Here is a 15,333-nt window from a genome sequence, read left to right as displayed (position 1 = left end):
CGGCACGGCGATCTTGGAGTTGTGGCGCCTCTGATAGTGGGGCGAAGCCGACGAGCTGTGGCACCACAAGTCCAAGATCGACGGGGGGTGTAGGGCTGCGCGGTCAGTGGGGGAGGGCGGTGGAGAGGCGGCGGATCGCCTCGTCCATCTGCTCGGGTGGGGCGGCGGCGTACGTGAGGCGCAGGTGCGGGGCGGGGGGTTCGGCGGCGTACCAGGGGCGGCCGGGGAAGACGGTCACCCCCGCTGCCGCGGCAGCCGTGGTCACCGTTACGTCGTCGGTGTTGTCGGGCAGGCGTACCCACAGGTGCAGGCCGCCGCGCGGGACGTCGCGCGGCGCCAGCTGCGGCAGGTGGCGGTTCAGTGCGGCTAGCAGCGCCTCCCGGCGGGCCCGCAGTTGTCCGCGCAGGCTGCGGCGGTGCCGGTCCCAGGCCGGCGCGGTGAGGAACTCCAGCGCTGCCTGTTGCAGCGGCCCGGCGACGAACAGGTCGTCGAGCAGGCGGGCGGCGCGCAGCCGGGCTCCGGCCGGTCCGCGCGCCCCGAGCGCGGCGATGCGCAGGCCGGGCGCTGCCGGTTTGGTCAGTGAGCGCAGGTAGACGACGTGTCCGTCGGGGTCGTCGGCGGCCAGCGGTGGCGGGGCCTCGCCGTCGATGGTGAGGTCGCGGGCGTAGTCGTCCTCGATGAGGAACGCCCCGGCGTCGCGTACCGCCTCGGCGACCTGGGTGCGTCGTGCGGGGGAGAGCGTCGCGCCGTGCGGGTTGGCGTGCAGCGGCTGGCAGTAGAACAGGCGGGCATCGGTGCGGGCGAACGCGGCGGCGAGCTGGTCGGGGCGTACCCCGTCGGTGTCGGCGGGCACCGGCACCACCCGCAGCCCGGCGGCGCGCGCGGCGGCGAGCGCGCCCAGGTAGGTGGGGGATTCGACGAGCAGCGTGTCGCCGGGTGTGGTGAGCGCCCGCAGCGTGGTGGAGAGCGCGGCCTGCCCGCCCGGGCAGATCACCATGTCCTCGGCGCGCAGGCCCCCGCCGGCCGCTCGGGCGAACCAGGCGCGCAGGTCGGCGCGTCCCTCGACCGGGCCGCGCTGCCACGCCGCCGGTTGCCGGGCGGCGCGGGCGAGCGCCGCGCCGAGCGCGGCGGCCGGCTGGAGGTCCGGGTCCAGGTAGCCGCCGGTCAGCGGGATCGCGCCCGACGGCGGTAACGCCAGCAGCGCCTGCATCTCCTCCTCGCCGTCGCGCCGTGAGCCGAGCGCGACGGTCTGCCACGACAGGTCCGGCCGTGTTGGGTCGGCGCGCCGGTTCGACACGTACGCGCCACGTCCCGGCCGTGTCTCGATCAGGCCGTCCGCGACGAGCCGCCGGGTCGCCTCGGCGACGGTGACGGGGGAGACGTGATGGTGGGCGGTCAGCTCCCGTACCGACGGCAGTCGCGTGCCGGGGACGGCGTCCGCCGCCAGCGCACCCAGATGCCGGACGACACGCTCGATAGCGCTACCATCATTCATGACAGCACAGAGTAGCGCTACTGCACCAACGACGGTAACGGTGGGAGCGGGCGGCGGGGTTGCCCTCGGCGCGCTGGGCGTGCTGGCCTTCAGCATGTCGCTGCCGGCCACCCGCGTCGCGGTGCACACACTCGACCCCTGGTTCGTCGCGTTCGGACGGGCCGTCGGCGCGGCGCTGCTCGCGTGGGCCTACCTGCGGTTCACCGGCGCCCCACGCCCCACCCGGGACCAGTGGCGACGGCTGTCCATTGTCGCGCTCGGCGTCGTGGTCGGCTTCCCGCTGTTCACCTCGCTGGCGCTCACCACGCAGACATCGGCGCACGGCGCGGTGGTGGTCACCGTGCTGCCCGCCATGACGGCGGTGTTCGCGGTGCTGCGGGCCGGGGAACGGCCGCCGCCGCTGTTCTGGATCGCCAGCGTCGCCGGACTGGCGCTGGTGCTCGCGTTCCTCGCCGCCGGCGGCTCGATCCGCGGGACGCTGGCGCCCGCCGACCTGTACCTGCTCGCCGCCGTGGTGCTCTGCGGACTCGGGTACGCCGAGGGCGGCCGGCTGGCCCGCGAACTCGGCGGTGCCCGCACGATCTGCTGGGCGTTGCTGCTGTCGCTCCCGGTCATCGTGCCGGTCACGGCGGTTGCCGCTTTCGTCCACCCGCCGCACGGCGGCATCGCCGCCTGGGCCGGGTTCGGCTACCTCACAGTGGTGTCGATGTTCCTCGGCTTCTTCGCCTGGTACGCCGGGCTGGCCCGGGGCGGCATCGCCAAGGTCGGCCAGATCCAGCTCGTCCAGCCGGTGCTCACGCTGATCTGGTCGGCACTGCTGCTCGGCGAGGCGGTCACGCCCGGCGCGCTCGTGGTGGCGGGCGCGGTACTCGCCTGCGTCGTGCTCATCCAGCGCACCCGGGGCGGCGCGACGCCGTCGCGCGCCCCGGGCCGGTCGCCCTCAGCAGGGCGCGATGGTGCCGGTCACGCTGGAGACGTACGCGTGGCTGACGAAGTGTCCTGACGCGAGGCGGTTCCACTGGGTGGTGGTCCGGTACGGGCCGCTCACCGACTGGCCGCTGACCGAGCACTCGATCGGCACGTCGGCGTACGTGGCGGCCAGCCCGACGACCGGGTTGCTCGTGCTGGGACCGGAGCGGATGTTGAGCGGCCCGCTGCCGATGCGGCCGCGGGTGCCGGTGCCGGTCCAGAGGTAGGCGACGTCGACCCAGGCGTTGTCGGTCAGCAGCAGGCCGTCCCAGAACGTGCCGTCGGCGAGGTCGATGCCGGCCGGGCTGCCCACCACACGTCCGAACTGGTCCCGCCCGCCGTTGTAGCCGCTCTGGTACGCCGCCTGCGCCTCGGGCCGGCCCTGCGGCAGGTCCTTCCACATCTCCCGGGTGCTGCTGGGGTTCCAGTAGTCGTCCTTGGTGTTCCACGGTCCGACGTCCCAGACCGGCGCGTACTCGCAGCGGCTGCGGGTGGTGGTGCAGACCCGCACGGTGTAGTCGCCGGTGTTCTTCGGCGCGAGTCCGCGGAACGAGGGCAGCGCGACGAAGTGGTCCCGGGAGACGATCACGTGCCCGTTGGCGGTGGTGCCGCCGACCAGGCCCTCGCGGGTGGCGTACACCCGGTAGGTGAGGCCGGGCGTGGCGGCCGTGACGGCGGCGACCGAGTCGGCGGTGAGCCGGACCGTGCGCAGGCTGGGCGCGGCGGACGGCCGGTCGGCGGTGAGGACCACCCGGATCTGCACCCGGGTGACCGGCTGGTCGAAGACGGCGGCGCCGGCCACGGCCCGCCATTCGGTCCACGCGCCCGATCGCCAGCCGCGCGCCGCCACCTCGACGGCGCCGTCGCGGGCGGGGACTGCGACGACGTCGGCCCGGACCCGGTTGGCCGGTGCGGCGAGTGAATGCGGCGCGACGAGCAGCGTGCCCTCGGCCGCGATGCCGCGCCGGGCCGCGGGCCGGTACGCCGGGTCGGCGAGGCGCAGTTCCGTGCCGGTCCAGCGGACGTTGACGTCGTCGGAGTCGATTCCGGCCAGGTCGGCGCTCCAGGTGTTGCCGGTGGCCGGTGCCGCCAGGGGCGCGGCGGGGGCCGGGGAGGCGGCCAGGACGGCGGCGACCGCGCCGGCGACGACCGCCGGGGTGCGGGTCCTGCGGGATCGGGACATGGCGCTCCTCGTGGGGGCGGAGTTAGACAGATGTCGATGCGTGGGTGAGGTGCAGGCAACCATCGATCTCGCCGCCCGTCAAGGTGGCGTCCCCGGCGTCCGGCCGCCCTGAGCAGTGCAAAAAACCTGCAAACGCTACCTCTTGCCCTGAGCGAAAGCGCTTTCATACGATCGCGTTACATCGATGTTTCGTTTGCGGCCCGGGCATCGCAGATGAACGACATCCGCCGGCGACGCGCCTGATCGCGTCGCGGCTCCGCACTATTCCCATTCGGTTGCTGCCGCGGCTCGGCGGCAATTCCCGCGTGCTCGAAAAAGGAATGAGGCGACATGAGAAGACCAGTCGCGCTGCGACTCCACGCGGCACTGGCCACGGCGGTCGTCGGTATCGCCGTCGCCGTGGCGCTGCCGTCCCCGCAGGCGTCGGCGGCGGCCGGCAGCGCCACCGGCTACGCCACCCAGAACGGCGGCACGACCGGCGGCGCGGGCGGGCAGACCGTACGCGCCACCACCGGCACCGCCATCCACGCCGCGCTCTGCGGCCGGGCCAGCAGCAGCACCCCGATCATCATCGAGGTGACCGGGACCATCAACCACGGCAACACCAGCAAGGTCTCCGGATCGAGCTGCAACACCGCCGACGGCGTGATCGAGCTGAAGCAGATCAGCAACGTCACGATCATCGGGGTGGGCAGCGGCGCCGTCTTCGACCAGCTCGGCATCCACATCCGCGACTCCCGCAACATCATCATCCGCAACGTGACGGTGCGCAACGTCAAGAAGTCCGGCTCGCCCACCTCCAACGGTGGTGACGCGATCGGCATGGAGAGCAGCGTCCGTAACGTCTGGGTCGACCACGTGACGCTGGAGGCGTCCGGCGGGGAGTCGGAGGGCTACGACGGCCTGTTCGACATGAAGGACGACACCCAGTACGTGACGCTGTCGTACAGCATCCTGCGCAACTCCGGCCGCGGTGGCCTCATCGGATCGAGTGAGAGCGACCGCGGCAACGGCTACATCACGTTCGAGCACAACCTGTACGAGAACATCGACTCCCGTACGCCGCTGCTGCGCGGCGGGATCGCCCACATGTTCAACAACCACTACAACGGGCTGCACGAGTCGGGCATCAACTCCCGGGCCGGCGCACGGGCCAAGGTGGACAACAACTACTTCCGCAACTCCAAGGACGTGCTCGGCACGTTCTACACCAGCGAGCGCGGTACCTGGCAGGTCGGCGGCAACATCTTCGACAACGTGACCTGGTCCTCGCCCGGGACCGACAACTACCCGGCGGGGCCGAACGTGACGTCGACGACCACAATCAGCGTCCCGTACTCGTACCGGCTCGACGCGGCGAGCTGTGTGCCGGACATCGTGCGGCAGACGGCGGGCGCGAACACCGGCCTGCGGGTGTCCGACGGCAACTGCACGCCGCAGTCCCCGGCGCCGACGACGCCGGGGCCGACCACGCCCGCACCGACCACGCCGCCGCCCGGGACGACCACCCCGCCGCCGTCCGGCGGGACCAACCTGAGCCTCGTCTCCGGCGCCGGCGCGGACGGGTCCAGCAAGGCCGACGGCACCAGCTACGGCAACGTGCGCGACGGCAACCTGAGCACCTACTGGTCGCCGTCCGGGTCGACCGGCACCGTCTCGATCAAGTGGGGCTCGGCCACCACCGTCTCCCGCGTGGTCATCCGCGAGCCGTCCGGCACCTCGGGCTCGATCGGGTCCTGGCAGCTCGTCAACAACGACACCGGCGCGGTGCTGGCCTCCGGCAACGGGGCCGGCCAGATCACCTTCGGCGCGACCTCGCTGAAGAAGATCAACTTCAAGATCAACAGCTCCAACGGTACGCCGAGAGTCGGCGAGTTCGAGACGTACGCCAGCTAGCAGTCACACACGAGCGGGGGCGGCCGATCCGGCCGCCCCCGCCCTTGTTGCGTGTCCCCGGTCAGAGGGTGAGCACGACGGTGGAGATGCTCCGCGCGCCGACGTTCACGGTGACCTGGTTGCCGTTCACGCCGACCGGCTGGCTCGCCGCGCTCGCGTTCTGCGACGTGGCCACGTACTCCGCCCGGCTGACGTTCTGCGGCGCCTGGATGATCGCGTTGTTCACCGCGCTGGTGGACCGGTTGAGGATCACCAGCGTGACCTTCCCGTCGCCGGAATAGGCCGTCACCTCCAGCGGCGACGCCTTGGAACTCTTGGTCAGGGCGACCCGCTGGTAGCCGGGACGCACGTACTTCGCGTACTGCGAGAACGCGTACCCGCGCTTGAGCGGCGCGCCCGCCACGGTGCCGTACGCGGACTCGCCGTCACCGATGAACGAGTAGTAGCGCTTGCCGTACCACCAGACGTACGCGCTCCAGTTCGACTCCATCGACTTGTGCACGGTGCGCATGATGTCGTCGAGCGTCTCGTTCCAGGCGGCGGCGTTGGCCGGGTTGCCCCAGATGTTGGAGCCGCCGCCGTCGGCCTCGTGCAGGTTCCACTCGGTCATCCACACCGGCTTGTTGTACTGCTGCGCCAGCGTGTACGGCTTCAGCCGGCCGGACGCCTCGGTGCCGTACAGGTGCCCGCCGATGTAGCCGATGTTGTTGCGGGCGGCCGCGTCGTTGAGCGTCGGGTCGGTGTAGCCGTAGTTCAGGTTCACCGCCTCGGCGACCATCAGTTTGGTGTTCTGCACCTTGGCGCCCTGCTCCCGCACGAAGGTCTGGAGTTCGGTGCCGCTCCAGTCCATCGAGTCGTAGTCAGGGTGCCAGTCCGGCTCGTTCTGCACGGACGTGACGTCGATCGTCACACCCTGGTTGCGCATGTACTGGACGTAGCTGTTGAGGTGGTTGGCGTAGTCGTCGTAGTAGTCGGTGCGCAGCTTGCCACCGTTGATCCGGCTGTTGTTCGTCTTCCAGGCCGCCGGGGCGGTCCACGGCGACGCCATGATCTTCACGTTCGACCCGTACGACTTCGCCGTGCGCAGCGCGCTGACCTGGGTGCCCCACTCGCCGGACACCGGCGAGATGCCGGTACGCACGATGGACAGGCCGAGCTGGTTGGGGCCGAGCCCGACGAGCGTCTGCGTCTCGGCCGTCGACCAGGCGCCGCCCCAGATCGACACGGCGGCGCCGAACCCGTCGATCGTCTGGTAGCGGCTGGCGGTGTTGACGGTGATGTCCGCCGCCCCGGTCGGCGGCGGGGTGCTGGGCGAGGTGGTCGGCGAACTCGTCGGTGACGTGGACGGCGAGGTGGACGGCGACGTGGGCGTCGTGCCGCCGGTGCAGGTCACCCCGTTGAGCGCGAAGCTCGTCGGCGCGGGGTTGCTGCTGGTCCAGGCCCCGTTGAACCCGAACGACGTGCTGCCATTCGTGGGGATGGACCCGTTGTAGTCGACGTTGCGGGCGGTCACCGCCGCTCCGCTCTGGGTGACTGTGGCGTTCCACGCCTGGGTGACGGTCTGGCCGGCGGCGTAGGACCAGGTGAGCGTCCAGCCGTTGACCGGGTCACCGAGGTTGGTGACCGTCACGTTCGCGCCGAAGCCGCCCTGCCACTGCGACGACACGGCGTAGGTGACCGCGCATCCGGCGGCTGCCGCTCCGGCCGGCAGCGCCGCGGCCATCGCGGTGGACGCCAGCAGGACCGCGCCGGCCGACAACACCGCGGTACGGGTCGTTCTGTGCCTTCTCATGCGACCTTCCTTCCTGGACGGTCCGGCTCAGCGCTGGAGGGTGAGCAGTCCGGGGCGGTAGGGCAGGAGGCCGTAGTCGCCGCCGGAGTTGGGGGAGCGGCCCTGGTAGAGCAGTTGGAGGTTGCAGGGGTCGACGGTGAAGGTCTGGTCCGCGGTGGTGCGGATGAGTTCGCCGTGGCTGATGTCGTTGGTCCAGGTGGCGCCGCTGTTGGCCTTGCCGGCGAACGGGTTGGACTCGGTGGCGGCCTGCGGGGTCCAGGAGCCGTTCAGGCTGGTGGCGGTGAAGGACCGGAAGTAGCGGCCCTGCGAGCCGATCGCCTCGACGATCATCAGGTAGCGGGTCTGGCCCTGCAGCTTGTAGACCTGTACGGCTTCGAACAGGTTGTTCGTGGAGTCGGACATGATGGTGGTGTAGTTGGAGCCGAAGCTGCCGGGGAAGTTTCCGATCGGCATGCTGGAGCGGTAGATCTTGCCGTTGTCACCGGCGAAGAACAGGTACATGTTCTGGTCGTCGGCGATCAGCGTCTGGTCGATCGGGCCGGTGCCGGAGCCGGAGATGCTGCCGGTGAACAGCGGCTGCGCCGACGACCACCCGTTGGGGTTGGTGGGGTCGTTGGAGGTGCGGTAGGAGAACGCGGTCGGTCCCCACTGGTACGCCAGCACCCAGATGTTGCGCGGCGCGAAGTAGAACAACGTCGGCGCCACGGTCCCCGACGACATCGCGTTCTGGCTGGCCGACGCCATCTGCGACCAGTTGGAGAACAGACCGAAGTTCATCGACCCCCACCTCGTGCCGGTGTCGTGGGTGGTGGCGTAGACCAGGTGCTGCCCGTTGTAGGGCACCACCGTGAAGTCCTTCAACGACACCCAGCCCGACCGCGGCTGCGCCAACGCGCCGGTCGAGGACCACCGGTACGACGACGGGAGACTGCAGGTGTTGCCCGGCGGCGGAGTGGTGGGTGGCGCCGTGGTCGGCGGTGCCGTGGTGGGTGGCGCGGTGGTGGGTGAGCCGGTCGGGCCGCCGGTCGGCGTGGTGCCGCCGGTGCAGTTCACGCCGTTGAGCGCGAAGCTGGTCGGCACCGGGTTGCTGCTGGTCCAGGAGCCGTTGAAGCCGAACGACGTGTTGCCGTTCGTCGGGATCGACCCGTTGTAGTCGACGTTGCGCGCGGTGACCGCGGACCCGCTCTGGGTCAGGCTCGTGTTCCACGACTGGGTCACCGTCTGCCCGGCGCCGAACGACCACGTCAGCGTCCAGCTCGACACCGGGTCGCCGAGGTTCGTGATGGTGACGTTGGCGCCGAAGCCGCCCTGCCACTGCGACGAGATCGCGTAGTTCACGGAGCAGCCCGCGGCGGCGGCCCCGGCGGGCAACTGCGCCACGGCGACCGACGCCGACGCGAGCAGCGCGGCGCCGGCCGACGCCAATATGGCATTGACTGACCTGGATCTGGACATGAATTGACCTCCTGCGGGGGCGGCGGCTCTGGCATTGGCGGTGGCGATTGTTTTGTGAGCGTTAACAGCCGCGTCAGGGATGTTACGGGAGCGCTCCCATGCGCTCAACAACCCATTTCCGCACCACCCGAATCAGCGCGGCCCCCACCCGCCCGCCCAGGACGCGACGATCATGAAGTTGACCGCGTCCAATGCGGACAAATCCGCGGCCCAACTTCATGATCAACGGGGTGGAAGGGGGAGGGGGAGAGGGGTGGGGGCGTCAGGCGGGGGTGCAGGGGGTGTTGTCGGCGGTGCACGCGACGGGGGCGTCGTGCTGGGGGTCCGGGTCGCGTACGTCGAAGCGGATGGTGGCGGACTCGCCGCCCGGCAACGCGCCCCCGGTGAAGGTGACCACGGTGCCGTCCTGGGCGGCCTCGGCTCCGCTGACACTGCCCACAGTGGCGCCCTCGTGCAGCGTCACGGTGACCGTCCAGCCCGGACGCGGTGACGGGCCGGGATTGCGCAGCACCACCTCGCCCCGGTAGCCGAAGATCCGGTCGTTCACCGTCTCGTAGGTGGCGCTCAGCGGCGTCGCCGCCACGGTCGAGGGCGTCGCGCTCGGCGTACGGCTGGGGGTGGGTGACGGCGTCGGCGAGGGTGACTCGCTGCGGCGGCTGGCGCTGGGCGTGGGCCGCGCGGTCGTGGGGCGCGCGGAGGGCGTCGCGGTGGACGGCATGACGAGTGACGTCGTGGGGGCCGGCGCGGCCGGGGCGGGCGGCTCGTCGCCGGTGGTCCATACCGTTGCTCCGGCTGCCGCAGCCAGCAGCGTGACCGCGCCCGCCGCGAGCAGCGCCCGGCGCCGTCCGGGCCGGCGGGGTTCGTCGCCGAGCAGCCGGACCACAGGCAGTTCGGCGGTCAGCCCGCCCTCGGCCCGGCGCAGGTCCACGTTCTGGAACGCCAGCCAGTCCAGAATGGCCGGCAGCCGTCCGGTGACCGCCTGCTCGTGCTGCTCGGCGCGGGCGTCGGCGTCCCAGTCGCCCTCTTCGAGCACCTCGCGTACGGACAGCCGGGTGCCGTGTGCGGTGGGGGCCAGGTCGCAGGCCAGGCGGGTGGCCCGGTCGGCCTCCCGGCAGCGGACGACCAGCCGGTGCGGCGCGCGCAGCTCGACGGTCTCGACCTCGGTGTCGGTGTCGTAGCCGGGCAGCGCGGCGGTGGCGAGGATCCACCGGTCGGACCCGGGCGCGCTGTCGGTGAACCACTTGGCCAGCAGCGCGCGTTCCGTCAACGCCCGCCAGGTCCGGGCGGGCGGGTGGAACAGGTCGACCTCGGTGACGATCTCGATCACGCGGAGACTCTAGGGCCTGTGTCAAGGTTGGTGCGGGGCGCTGTCGCCGCCGTCGTGCCAGCGGGCCCGCCAGGCGGCCTCGCTCTCCTCGGCGCTCGACTTCTCCTCGTGCATGAGCCGGCGCAACGCGATCCGGAGAGAGGCGAAGATCACCAGCTCGGCCGCCACGAGCGCCACGCAGATCGCGGTGAGCAGACCCAGCGCGCCGAGCGCCGGCAGGTGCCGCCCGACCGGCAGCGCCACGGCGAGCAGGACCACGGCGCCGACCCGGGTCCAGGACAGCGTCCGCAGCGCGCGCCACTGGAACGCCATGTTCGCGGCGAAGTAGACGAGCACGCCACCGAAGAGCAGCGGCACCGCCGGGCCGTGGCCGCGCTCCATCGGGCCGCCGGCCGGGTCGGTGACGATGCGGACCAGTTCCTCGGCGCCGATCGCGAACAGGATCACCCCGGCGATCATGGGCAGGTAGAGGTAGGCGTACGCGTCGCGGGCAAGCGCCACCCGCGCGTGACCCTGGGTGGCGTGCAGCGCGATCCGGGCGGCCGGGCCGATCATGTCGAAGTGCGCCCACCAGAGCGCGGCGGTGAACAGGATGCCGAAGATCGCCGCCGGGATCGCCGGCCAGGTCACCGGCTGGCCGAGCAGGTTGCCGCCCACGCCGACCGAGATGACCGACTCGCCGAGCGCGATGATCAGGATCAGGTCGTACCGCTCGGTCCAGTGCTCGGCCGAGGTGATCTTCCAGCCGTCGGTGCCGGCCAGCAGACCACTGCTGTACTGGATGGCCACCACGGCGATCCACAGTCCGTCGCGCAGCCACGGGCCGACCTCCGGGGACACTCGCGGCGGCAGCAGCGCCGCCACCAGCAGCAGGGTGGCGGTGACCAGCGCCTCGGGCAGGAACAGCCGCAGCTTGTGCCGGGCCGGCGGGTCGTCGCGCGTGGCGTACCAGTACAGCGCGGTGTGCACGGCCCGGATCACCACATAGCTGATCGTGACCAGGATCGGCCCGGCGCTGCCCTGTTGCAGGTCGCCGAACGTCTGCGGCAACGCGAGCGCGAACGTGAACAGCGCGATCATGCCGACCACCATGAGGATCGGCACGAAGCCCTCGCCGAGGCGCAGCCGGGCGGCCACCGCGCTGTGCACCACCCAGCACCACCACAGCACGGCGAGCACCAGCAGCGCGTGCAGCAGTTCCCCGGGGGTCACGTTGGCGGCGGTGGCCCGCGTGATGATGAAGAAGGACACCACGAAGACGAGGTCGAAGAAGATCTCGAACCGGTCGACCCGGGTGGCGGGGGCGACGCCGGTCGCCGGCCCGAGCCCTTTGCGCCACCGGTCGCCACCCACCGGGCGAGTGTGTCAGCCCAGGTCAGGCCGGGTGCTGCTTTCGCCGGCCATTCCACCGGTCCGATGGGGAGCGGCGCGCTCAGCCCGCCGTGGGGGCGGCGAGGGCGAGCACGTCGCGCAGCACGTCGCGCAACGGGTGCCCGGGGCGCTCCAGCCACTCGTGGGCGGCGATCCGCAGGGACGCGAGGAACGTCGCGGCGATGATCCGGGCCCGCAGCGCCGCGTCCGGTCCGGTCAGCCGGCGGGCCAGCTCCGCGGCCATCTCCCGCTCCAGCGCCGCGTACGCGGCGACCTGGTGGGCGGCCAGGCTCGGGTGACCGTGCAGTCGCCGGCGCCGGTTGAGCCAGGGCTCGGCCGGGTCGTCGTAACCGTCCTCGGCCTGGGCCAGGGCGGCCCGGGTCAGCGCGGCCCACGGTGGCAGCTGCGGCGGTTGTCGCGCGACCAGCGCGAGGAGCCGGCGCAGCCGCAGCGTGTCGCCGTGGAAGAGGGCCTCCTCCTTGCCGCTGAAGTAGTTGGAGAACGTGCGCCGGGAGACGTTCGCGGCGTCGGCGATCGCCTCGACGGTGATCCGGTCGGGGCCGTGCTCGACGGCGAGCGACAGCGCCGCCTCGTGCAGCGCCTGCCGCGTGGCCGCCTTCTTCCGCTCGCGCAGCCCGGTGCACTCCTCCATGCGACAAGCCTAGGTGACCGATTTCTCAATGGGCAAAGTTGCCCGACGGGCAAGGTTTAGTGTTGATTGCTTGAGGCAACGAAGCGGCCAACCCGCATCGACACATCTGGAGGACGCGCGCATGAGCGCACCCACCGTGACGGCTGAGGCCGCCCCGATGAGCAAGCGGAAGACGCTGGAGGCGCTCAGCGGTCTGCTGCTCGTGCTCTTCGTGGCCATGCTGAGCAGCACCGTGGTCTCGACGGCCCTGCCGAAGATCATCGGAGCGCTCAACGGCTCGCAGACGCAGTACACCTGGGTGGTCACCGCCACCCTGCTCACCGCCACCGCGACCACCCCGATCTGGGGCAAGCTGGCCGACCTGTTCAACAAGAAGCTGCTGATCCAGATCGCCATCGTGGTGTTCCTGGTCGGGTCGATCGCGGCCGGCTTCGCGCAGAGCGCCGGGCAGCTCATCGCCGCCCGCGCGTTCCAGGGCATCGGCGTCGGCGGTCTCCAGGCGCTGGTCCAGGTCGCCATCGCGGCCATGATCCCGCCGCGTGAGCGGGGCCGCTACAACGGCTACCTGGGCGGCGTCATGGCGCTGGCCACCGTCGGCGGCCCGCTGCTGGGCGGCCTGATCGTGGACACCTCCTGGCTCGGCTGGCGCTGGTGCTTCTTCGTCGGCGTACCGGTCGCGGTGGTCGCGCTGTTCCTGCTCCAGGTCACCCTGAACCTGCCCACCGTGCGCCGGAAGAACGTCAAGATCGACTATCTGGGCGCGTCGCTCATCGCCGCCGGCGTCAGCGTGCTGCTGATCTGGATCTCGTTCGTCGACGACTCGTTCGCCTGGGCCTCCTGGCAGACCGGGGCCATGGTCGGCGGCGCGGTGCTGCTGCTCGCGCTCGCGGTCTGGGTGGAGGCGCGGGCCGCCGAGCCGGTGGTGCCGCTGCACATCGTCCGCGAGCGCACCACCGCCCTGGCGATCCTGGGCAGCCTCGCGGTCGGCATGGCGATGTTCGGCGGCGCGGTCTTCCTCGGCCAGTACTTCCAGATCGGCCGCGGCTACAGCCCGACCGAGGCCGGCCTGCTGACCATCCCGATGATGGTCGGCGTGCTGCTCTCCTCGATCGTGGCCGGCCGGATGATCACCGCGACCGGGAAGGTCAAGCCGTACATCGTGTTCGGCGCGATCGTGCTGGTCGTCGGGTTCGCCATGCTCGGCACCATCGACCACGAGACCTCGCTGGTCTTCGTCGGCCTCGCCATGTTCATCGTCGGCGTCGGCGTCGGCATGACCATGCAGAACCTGGTGCTCGCGGTGCAGAACACCGTCGCGCTCAAGGACATCGGCGCGGCCAGCGCCAGCGTCGCGTTCTTCCGCTCGCTCGGCGGCACCATCGGCGTGTCGGTGCTCGGCGCGGTGCTGGCCCGCCGGGTCACCGACCGGATCACTCACGACCTCGCCGCGGCCGGCATCCCCGCCTCCGGCGGAGGCGGCGGCAGCACGCTCAACCTCGACGCGCTGCCCGAGCCGGTACGGCAGATCGTGCGGGCCGCGTACGGGGACGCAACGGGGCACATCTTCCTGATCTCGGCCGCCATCGCGGTGGTGGGTATCGTGGCGGCGCTGCTGCTGCGCCCGGTCACCCTGCGTTCCAGCCTCGACCTGCCGGACACCGGCCGGTCGGTGGCGGTGGGAGCGGACGCCGTCGACGGCGCGCCCGCCTTCGACGAGGTGAGCGTGGACTCGGCCGGGCGGGAGGAACGCGCCCGCCGCTGAGCCCGTACCCCCAGGGCCGTCGCCGACCCCGGCGGCGGCCCTGATCCGTGCCGGGAGGCACCGAAGGAGGAGTCGTGGACATCACGCGGGCCGCGCCGCCGCGCCTGGCCGCATGGCGGCGGGCCGCGCGTGAGCTGGCGCTCGTCGCCGTGCTCTTCCTCGCCTACAAGGCGGCCGGCAGGTGGTGGCCGACCACGCCGAGGTGGCGCTCGCCAACGGCGAGTGGATCTGGCGGCTGGAGCGGCTGCTGCGCCTGCCCGCCGAGGCGGGGGCAGGGGCCGCTGCTGTCGCACGAGATCCTGATGCGGCTGGCGAACAGCTACTACGCCTTCGTCCACTTTCCCGGCCACCGTGCTCTGCCTGGTCTGGCTCTGGCTGCGCCGCCCCGGCCCACTACCTGCGGCTGCGGCGGCGCCCTGGCGGCGCTGACCGCGGTGGCGCTGGTGCTGCACGTGTGCGTCCCGCTCGCGCCGCCCCGGCTGACCGAGCTCACCGGTCTGGTCGACACCGGCACCCGGTTCGGCCCGAGCGTCTACGGACCGCCCGACACCGACCAGCTCAGCAACCAGTACGCGGCCATGCCGTCGCTGCACGTGGGCTGGGCGCTGGCGATCGCGCTGGCGCTGATGGCGGTCACCACCGGACGCCTCCGCTGGCTCTGGCTGCTCCACCCCCTGGCGACAGCGCTCGTGGTGGTGGTCACCGGCAACCACTACTGGCTCGACGGGCTCGTCTCGGTCGCGCTGCTCGTGGCGATCCTGGCCGTGCTGCCCCGGCCCGCGCCGGACCGGCCCGCGCTCGTCGAGGCAGCCGGACCGGTGCGCCCGCACGTGGTGCCGGCGCCGCGCCGCGCCGGCCACCACCGGAACCCGCGGGTCCCGGCGGCGGCCGACGCGCGGCTGCGCCCTCCCGGGCGGGGCTGAGGGCCGGTCAGCGCAGCGTGCAGACCGTCCCGTTGAGGCGGAACGCGCCCGGCGGCACGTTCGGCCCGCTGTACGCGCCGACGAACCCGACGGTCGTGCTCCCGCCGTCGGCGGCGAGCCGCCGGTTGTCGGCGGTGGGCGTCACCCGGACGTTGCGGCCCTGCTGGTCCCAGGTGGCGCTCCACCCGCTGCTCACCTGCTGCCAGTCGGTCGGCCAGGTCCAGGTCAGCGTCCAGCCGTCGATGGCCTTCGCGCCGGTGTTGATCACCTCGACGTTCGCCACGTACCCGTTGCCCCAGTCGTTGTCGTCGTTGAACCGCACCGCGCAGGAGCTCTCGGCGGGGCTGCCGGTGGCGAAGGTCAGCGGCGGGGGACGACCAGGAGACCCGCCCGGCGGTGTCCCGGGCGAGCACGTTGACCGTGTAGCGGGCGCCCGGGTTCGAGGTTGCCGACCGTGAGCGACGTGCCGGGCGGTCTCGCCGAGCTGCTCGCTCACCGCGCCGTACTG

The 15,333-nt window shown here is 71.9% G+C and carries 12 protein-coding genes; 4 read left to right on the top strand and 8 right to left on the bottom strand.

Going from position 1 to position 15,333, the window contains the following annotated elements; genetic code table 11:
* Positions 1-103: 103 nt before the first annotated feature.
* The gene (locus MCBG_RS05095; RefSeq protein ID WP_043324302.1) at positions 104-1,495 is read right to left on the bottom strand and encodes an aminotransferase-like domain-containing protein; all 1,392 of its coding nucleotides are present in this window, start codon (positions 1,493-1,495) and stop codon (positions 104-106) included.
* 40 nt (positions 1,496-1,535) lie between these two features.
* Between MCBG_RS05095 and MCBG_RS05090 the strand changes: the two genes are divergently transcribed.
* Complete coding sequence (locus MCBG_RS05090) at positions 1,536-2,498, top strand: DMT family transporter (RefSeq protein ID WP_043324299.1); 963 nt, start codon at positions 1,536-1,538, stop codon at positions 2,496-2,498.
* Here MCBG_RS05090 and MCBG_RS05085 read toward each other — a convergent pair.
* A complete protein-coding gene (locus MCBG_RS05085) occupies positions 2,436-3,647 on the bottom strand; it encodes a hypothetical protein (RefSeq protein ID WP_043324296.1) in 1,212 nt (403 codons plus the stop codon). The two genes, MCBG_RS05090 and MCBG_RS05085, sit on opposite strands and share 63 nt — an antisense overlap.
* Positions 3,648-3,977: 330 nt before the next feature.
* Here MCBG_RS05085 and MCBG_RS05080 point away from each other — a divergent pair, with 330 nt between their 5' ends.
* The gene (locus tag MCBG_RS05080; protein ID WP_043324294.1) at positions 3,978-5,543 is read left to right on the top strand and encodes a pectate lyase family protein; all 1,566 of its coding nucleotides are present in this window, start codon (positions 3,978-3,980) and stop codon (positions 5,541-5,543) included.
* Between the two features lie 61 nt (positions 5,544-5,604).
* Here the strand turns inward: MCBG_RS05080 and MCBG_RS05075 are convergent, their stop codons facing one another.
* The 5 genes from MCBG_RS05075 to MCBG_RS05055 form a co-directional block, all read right to left on the bottom strand.
* Positions 5,605-7,335: a cellulose binding domain-containing protein gene (locus MCBG_RS05075; RefSeq protein WP_043324291.1), complete on the bottom strand. Its 1,731-nt coding sequence runs from the start codon at positions 7,333-7,335 to the stop codon at positions 5,605-5,607.
* Positions 7,336-7,362: 27 nt separating this feature from the next.
* Positions 7,363-8,790: a non-reducing end alpha-L-arabinofuranosidase family hydrolase gene (locus MCBG_RS05070; RefSeq protein WP_043324289.1), complete on the bottom strand. Its 1,428-nt coding sequence runs from the start codon at positions 8,788-8,790 to the stop codon at positions 7,363-7,365.
* A gap of 262 nt (positions 8,791-9,052) precedes the next feature.
* Entirely contained in the window at positions 9,053-10,117 is a 1,065-nt protein-coding gene (locus MCBG_RS05065; protein ID WP_043324288.1) for an SRPBCC domain-containing protein, read from the bottom strand.
* Between the two features lie 21 nt (positions 10,118-10,138).
* Positions 10,139-11,470 carry a low temperature requirement protein A gene (locus MCBG_RS05060; protein WP_043324286.1) on the bottom strand — a complete coding sequence of 444 codons (1,332 nt, stop codon included), beginning with the start codon at positions 11,468-11,470 and terminating at the stop codon, positions 10,139-10,141.
* A gap of 79 nt (positions 11,471-11,549) precedes the next feature.
* The gene (locus MCBG_RS05055) at positions 11,550-12,140 is read right to left on the bottom strand and encodes a TetR/AcrR family transcriptional regulator (protein WP_043324284.1); all 591 of its coding nucleotides are present in this window, start codon (positions 12,138-12,140) and stop codon (positions 11,550-11,552) included.
* Positions 12,141-12,261: 121 nt separating this feature from the next.
* Between MCBG_RS05055 and MCBG_RS05050 the strand changes: the two genes are divergently transcribed.
* Both MCBG_RS05050 and MCBG_RS05045 read left to right on the top strand, forming a co-directional pair.
* The gene (locus MCBG_RS05050; RefSeq protein ID WP_043324282.1) at positions 12,262-13,902 is read left to right on the top strand and encodes an MDR family MFS transporter; all 1,641 of its coding nucleotides are present in this window, start codon (positions 12,262-12,264) and stop codon (positions 13,900-13,902) included.
* 74 nt (positions 13,903-13,976) lie between these two features.
* Entirely contained in the window at positions 13,977-14,825 is an 849-nt protein-coding gene (locus tag MCBG_RS05045; protein WP_223201080.1) for a phosphatase PAP2 family protein, read from the top strand.
* A 7-nt stretch (positions 14,826-14,832) separates the two neighbouring features.
* Here the strand turns inward: MCBG_RS05045 and MCBG_RS31490 are convergent.
* The coding region (locus MCBG_RS31490) for a cellulose binding domain-containing protein (RefSeq protein ID WP_369799270.1) at positions 14,833-15,333 on the bottom strand (501 nt) is incomplete at its 5' end.

Origin of the sequence: Micromonospora sp. M42, from assembly GCF_000568915.1 — a bacterium.
GTDB classification, from domain to species: domain Bacteria; phylum Actinomycetota; class Actinomycetes; order Mycobacteriales; family Micromonosporaceae; genus Micromonospora; species Micromonospora chalcea.
Note: the sequence above shows the minus strand (reverse complement) of the source record. Positions and strands in the feature narration are given on the sequence as shown.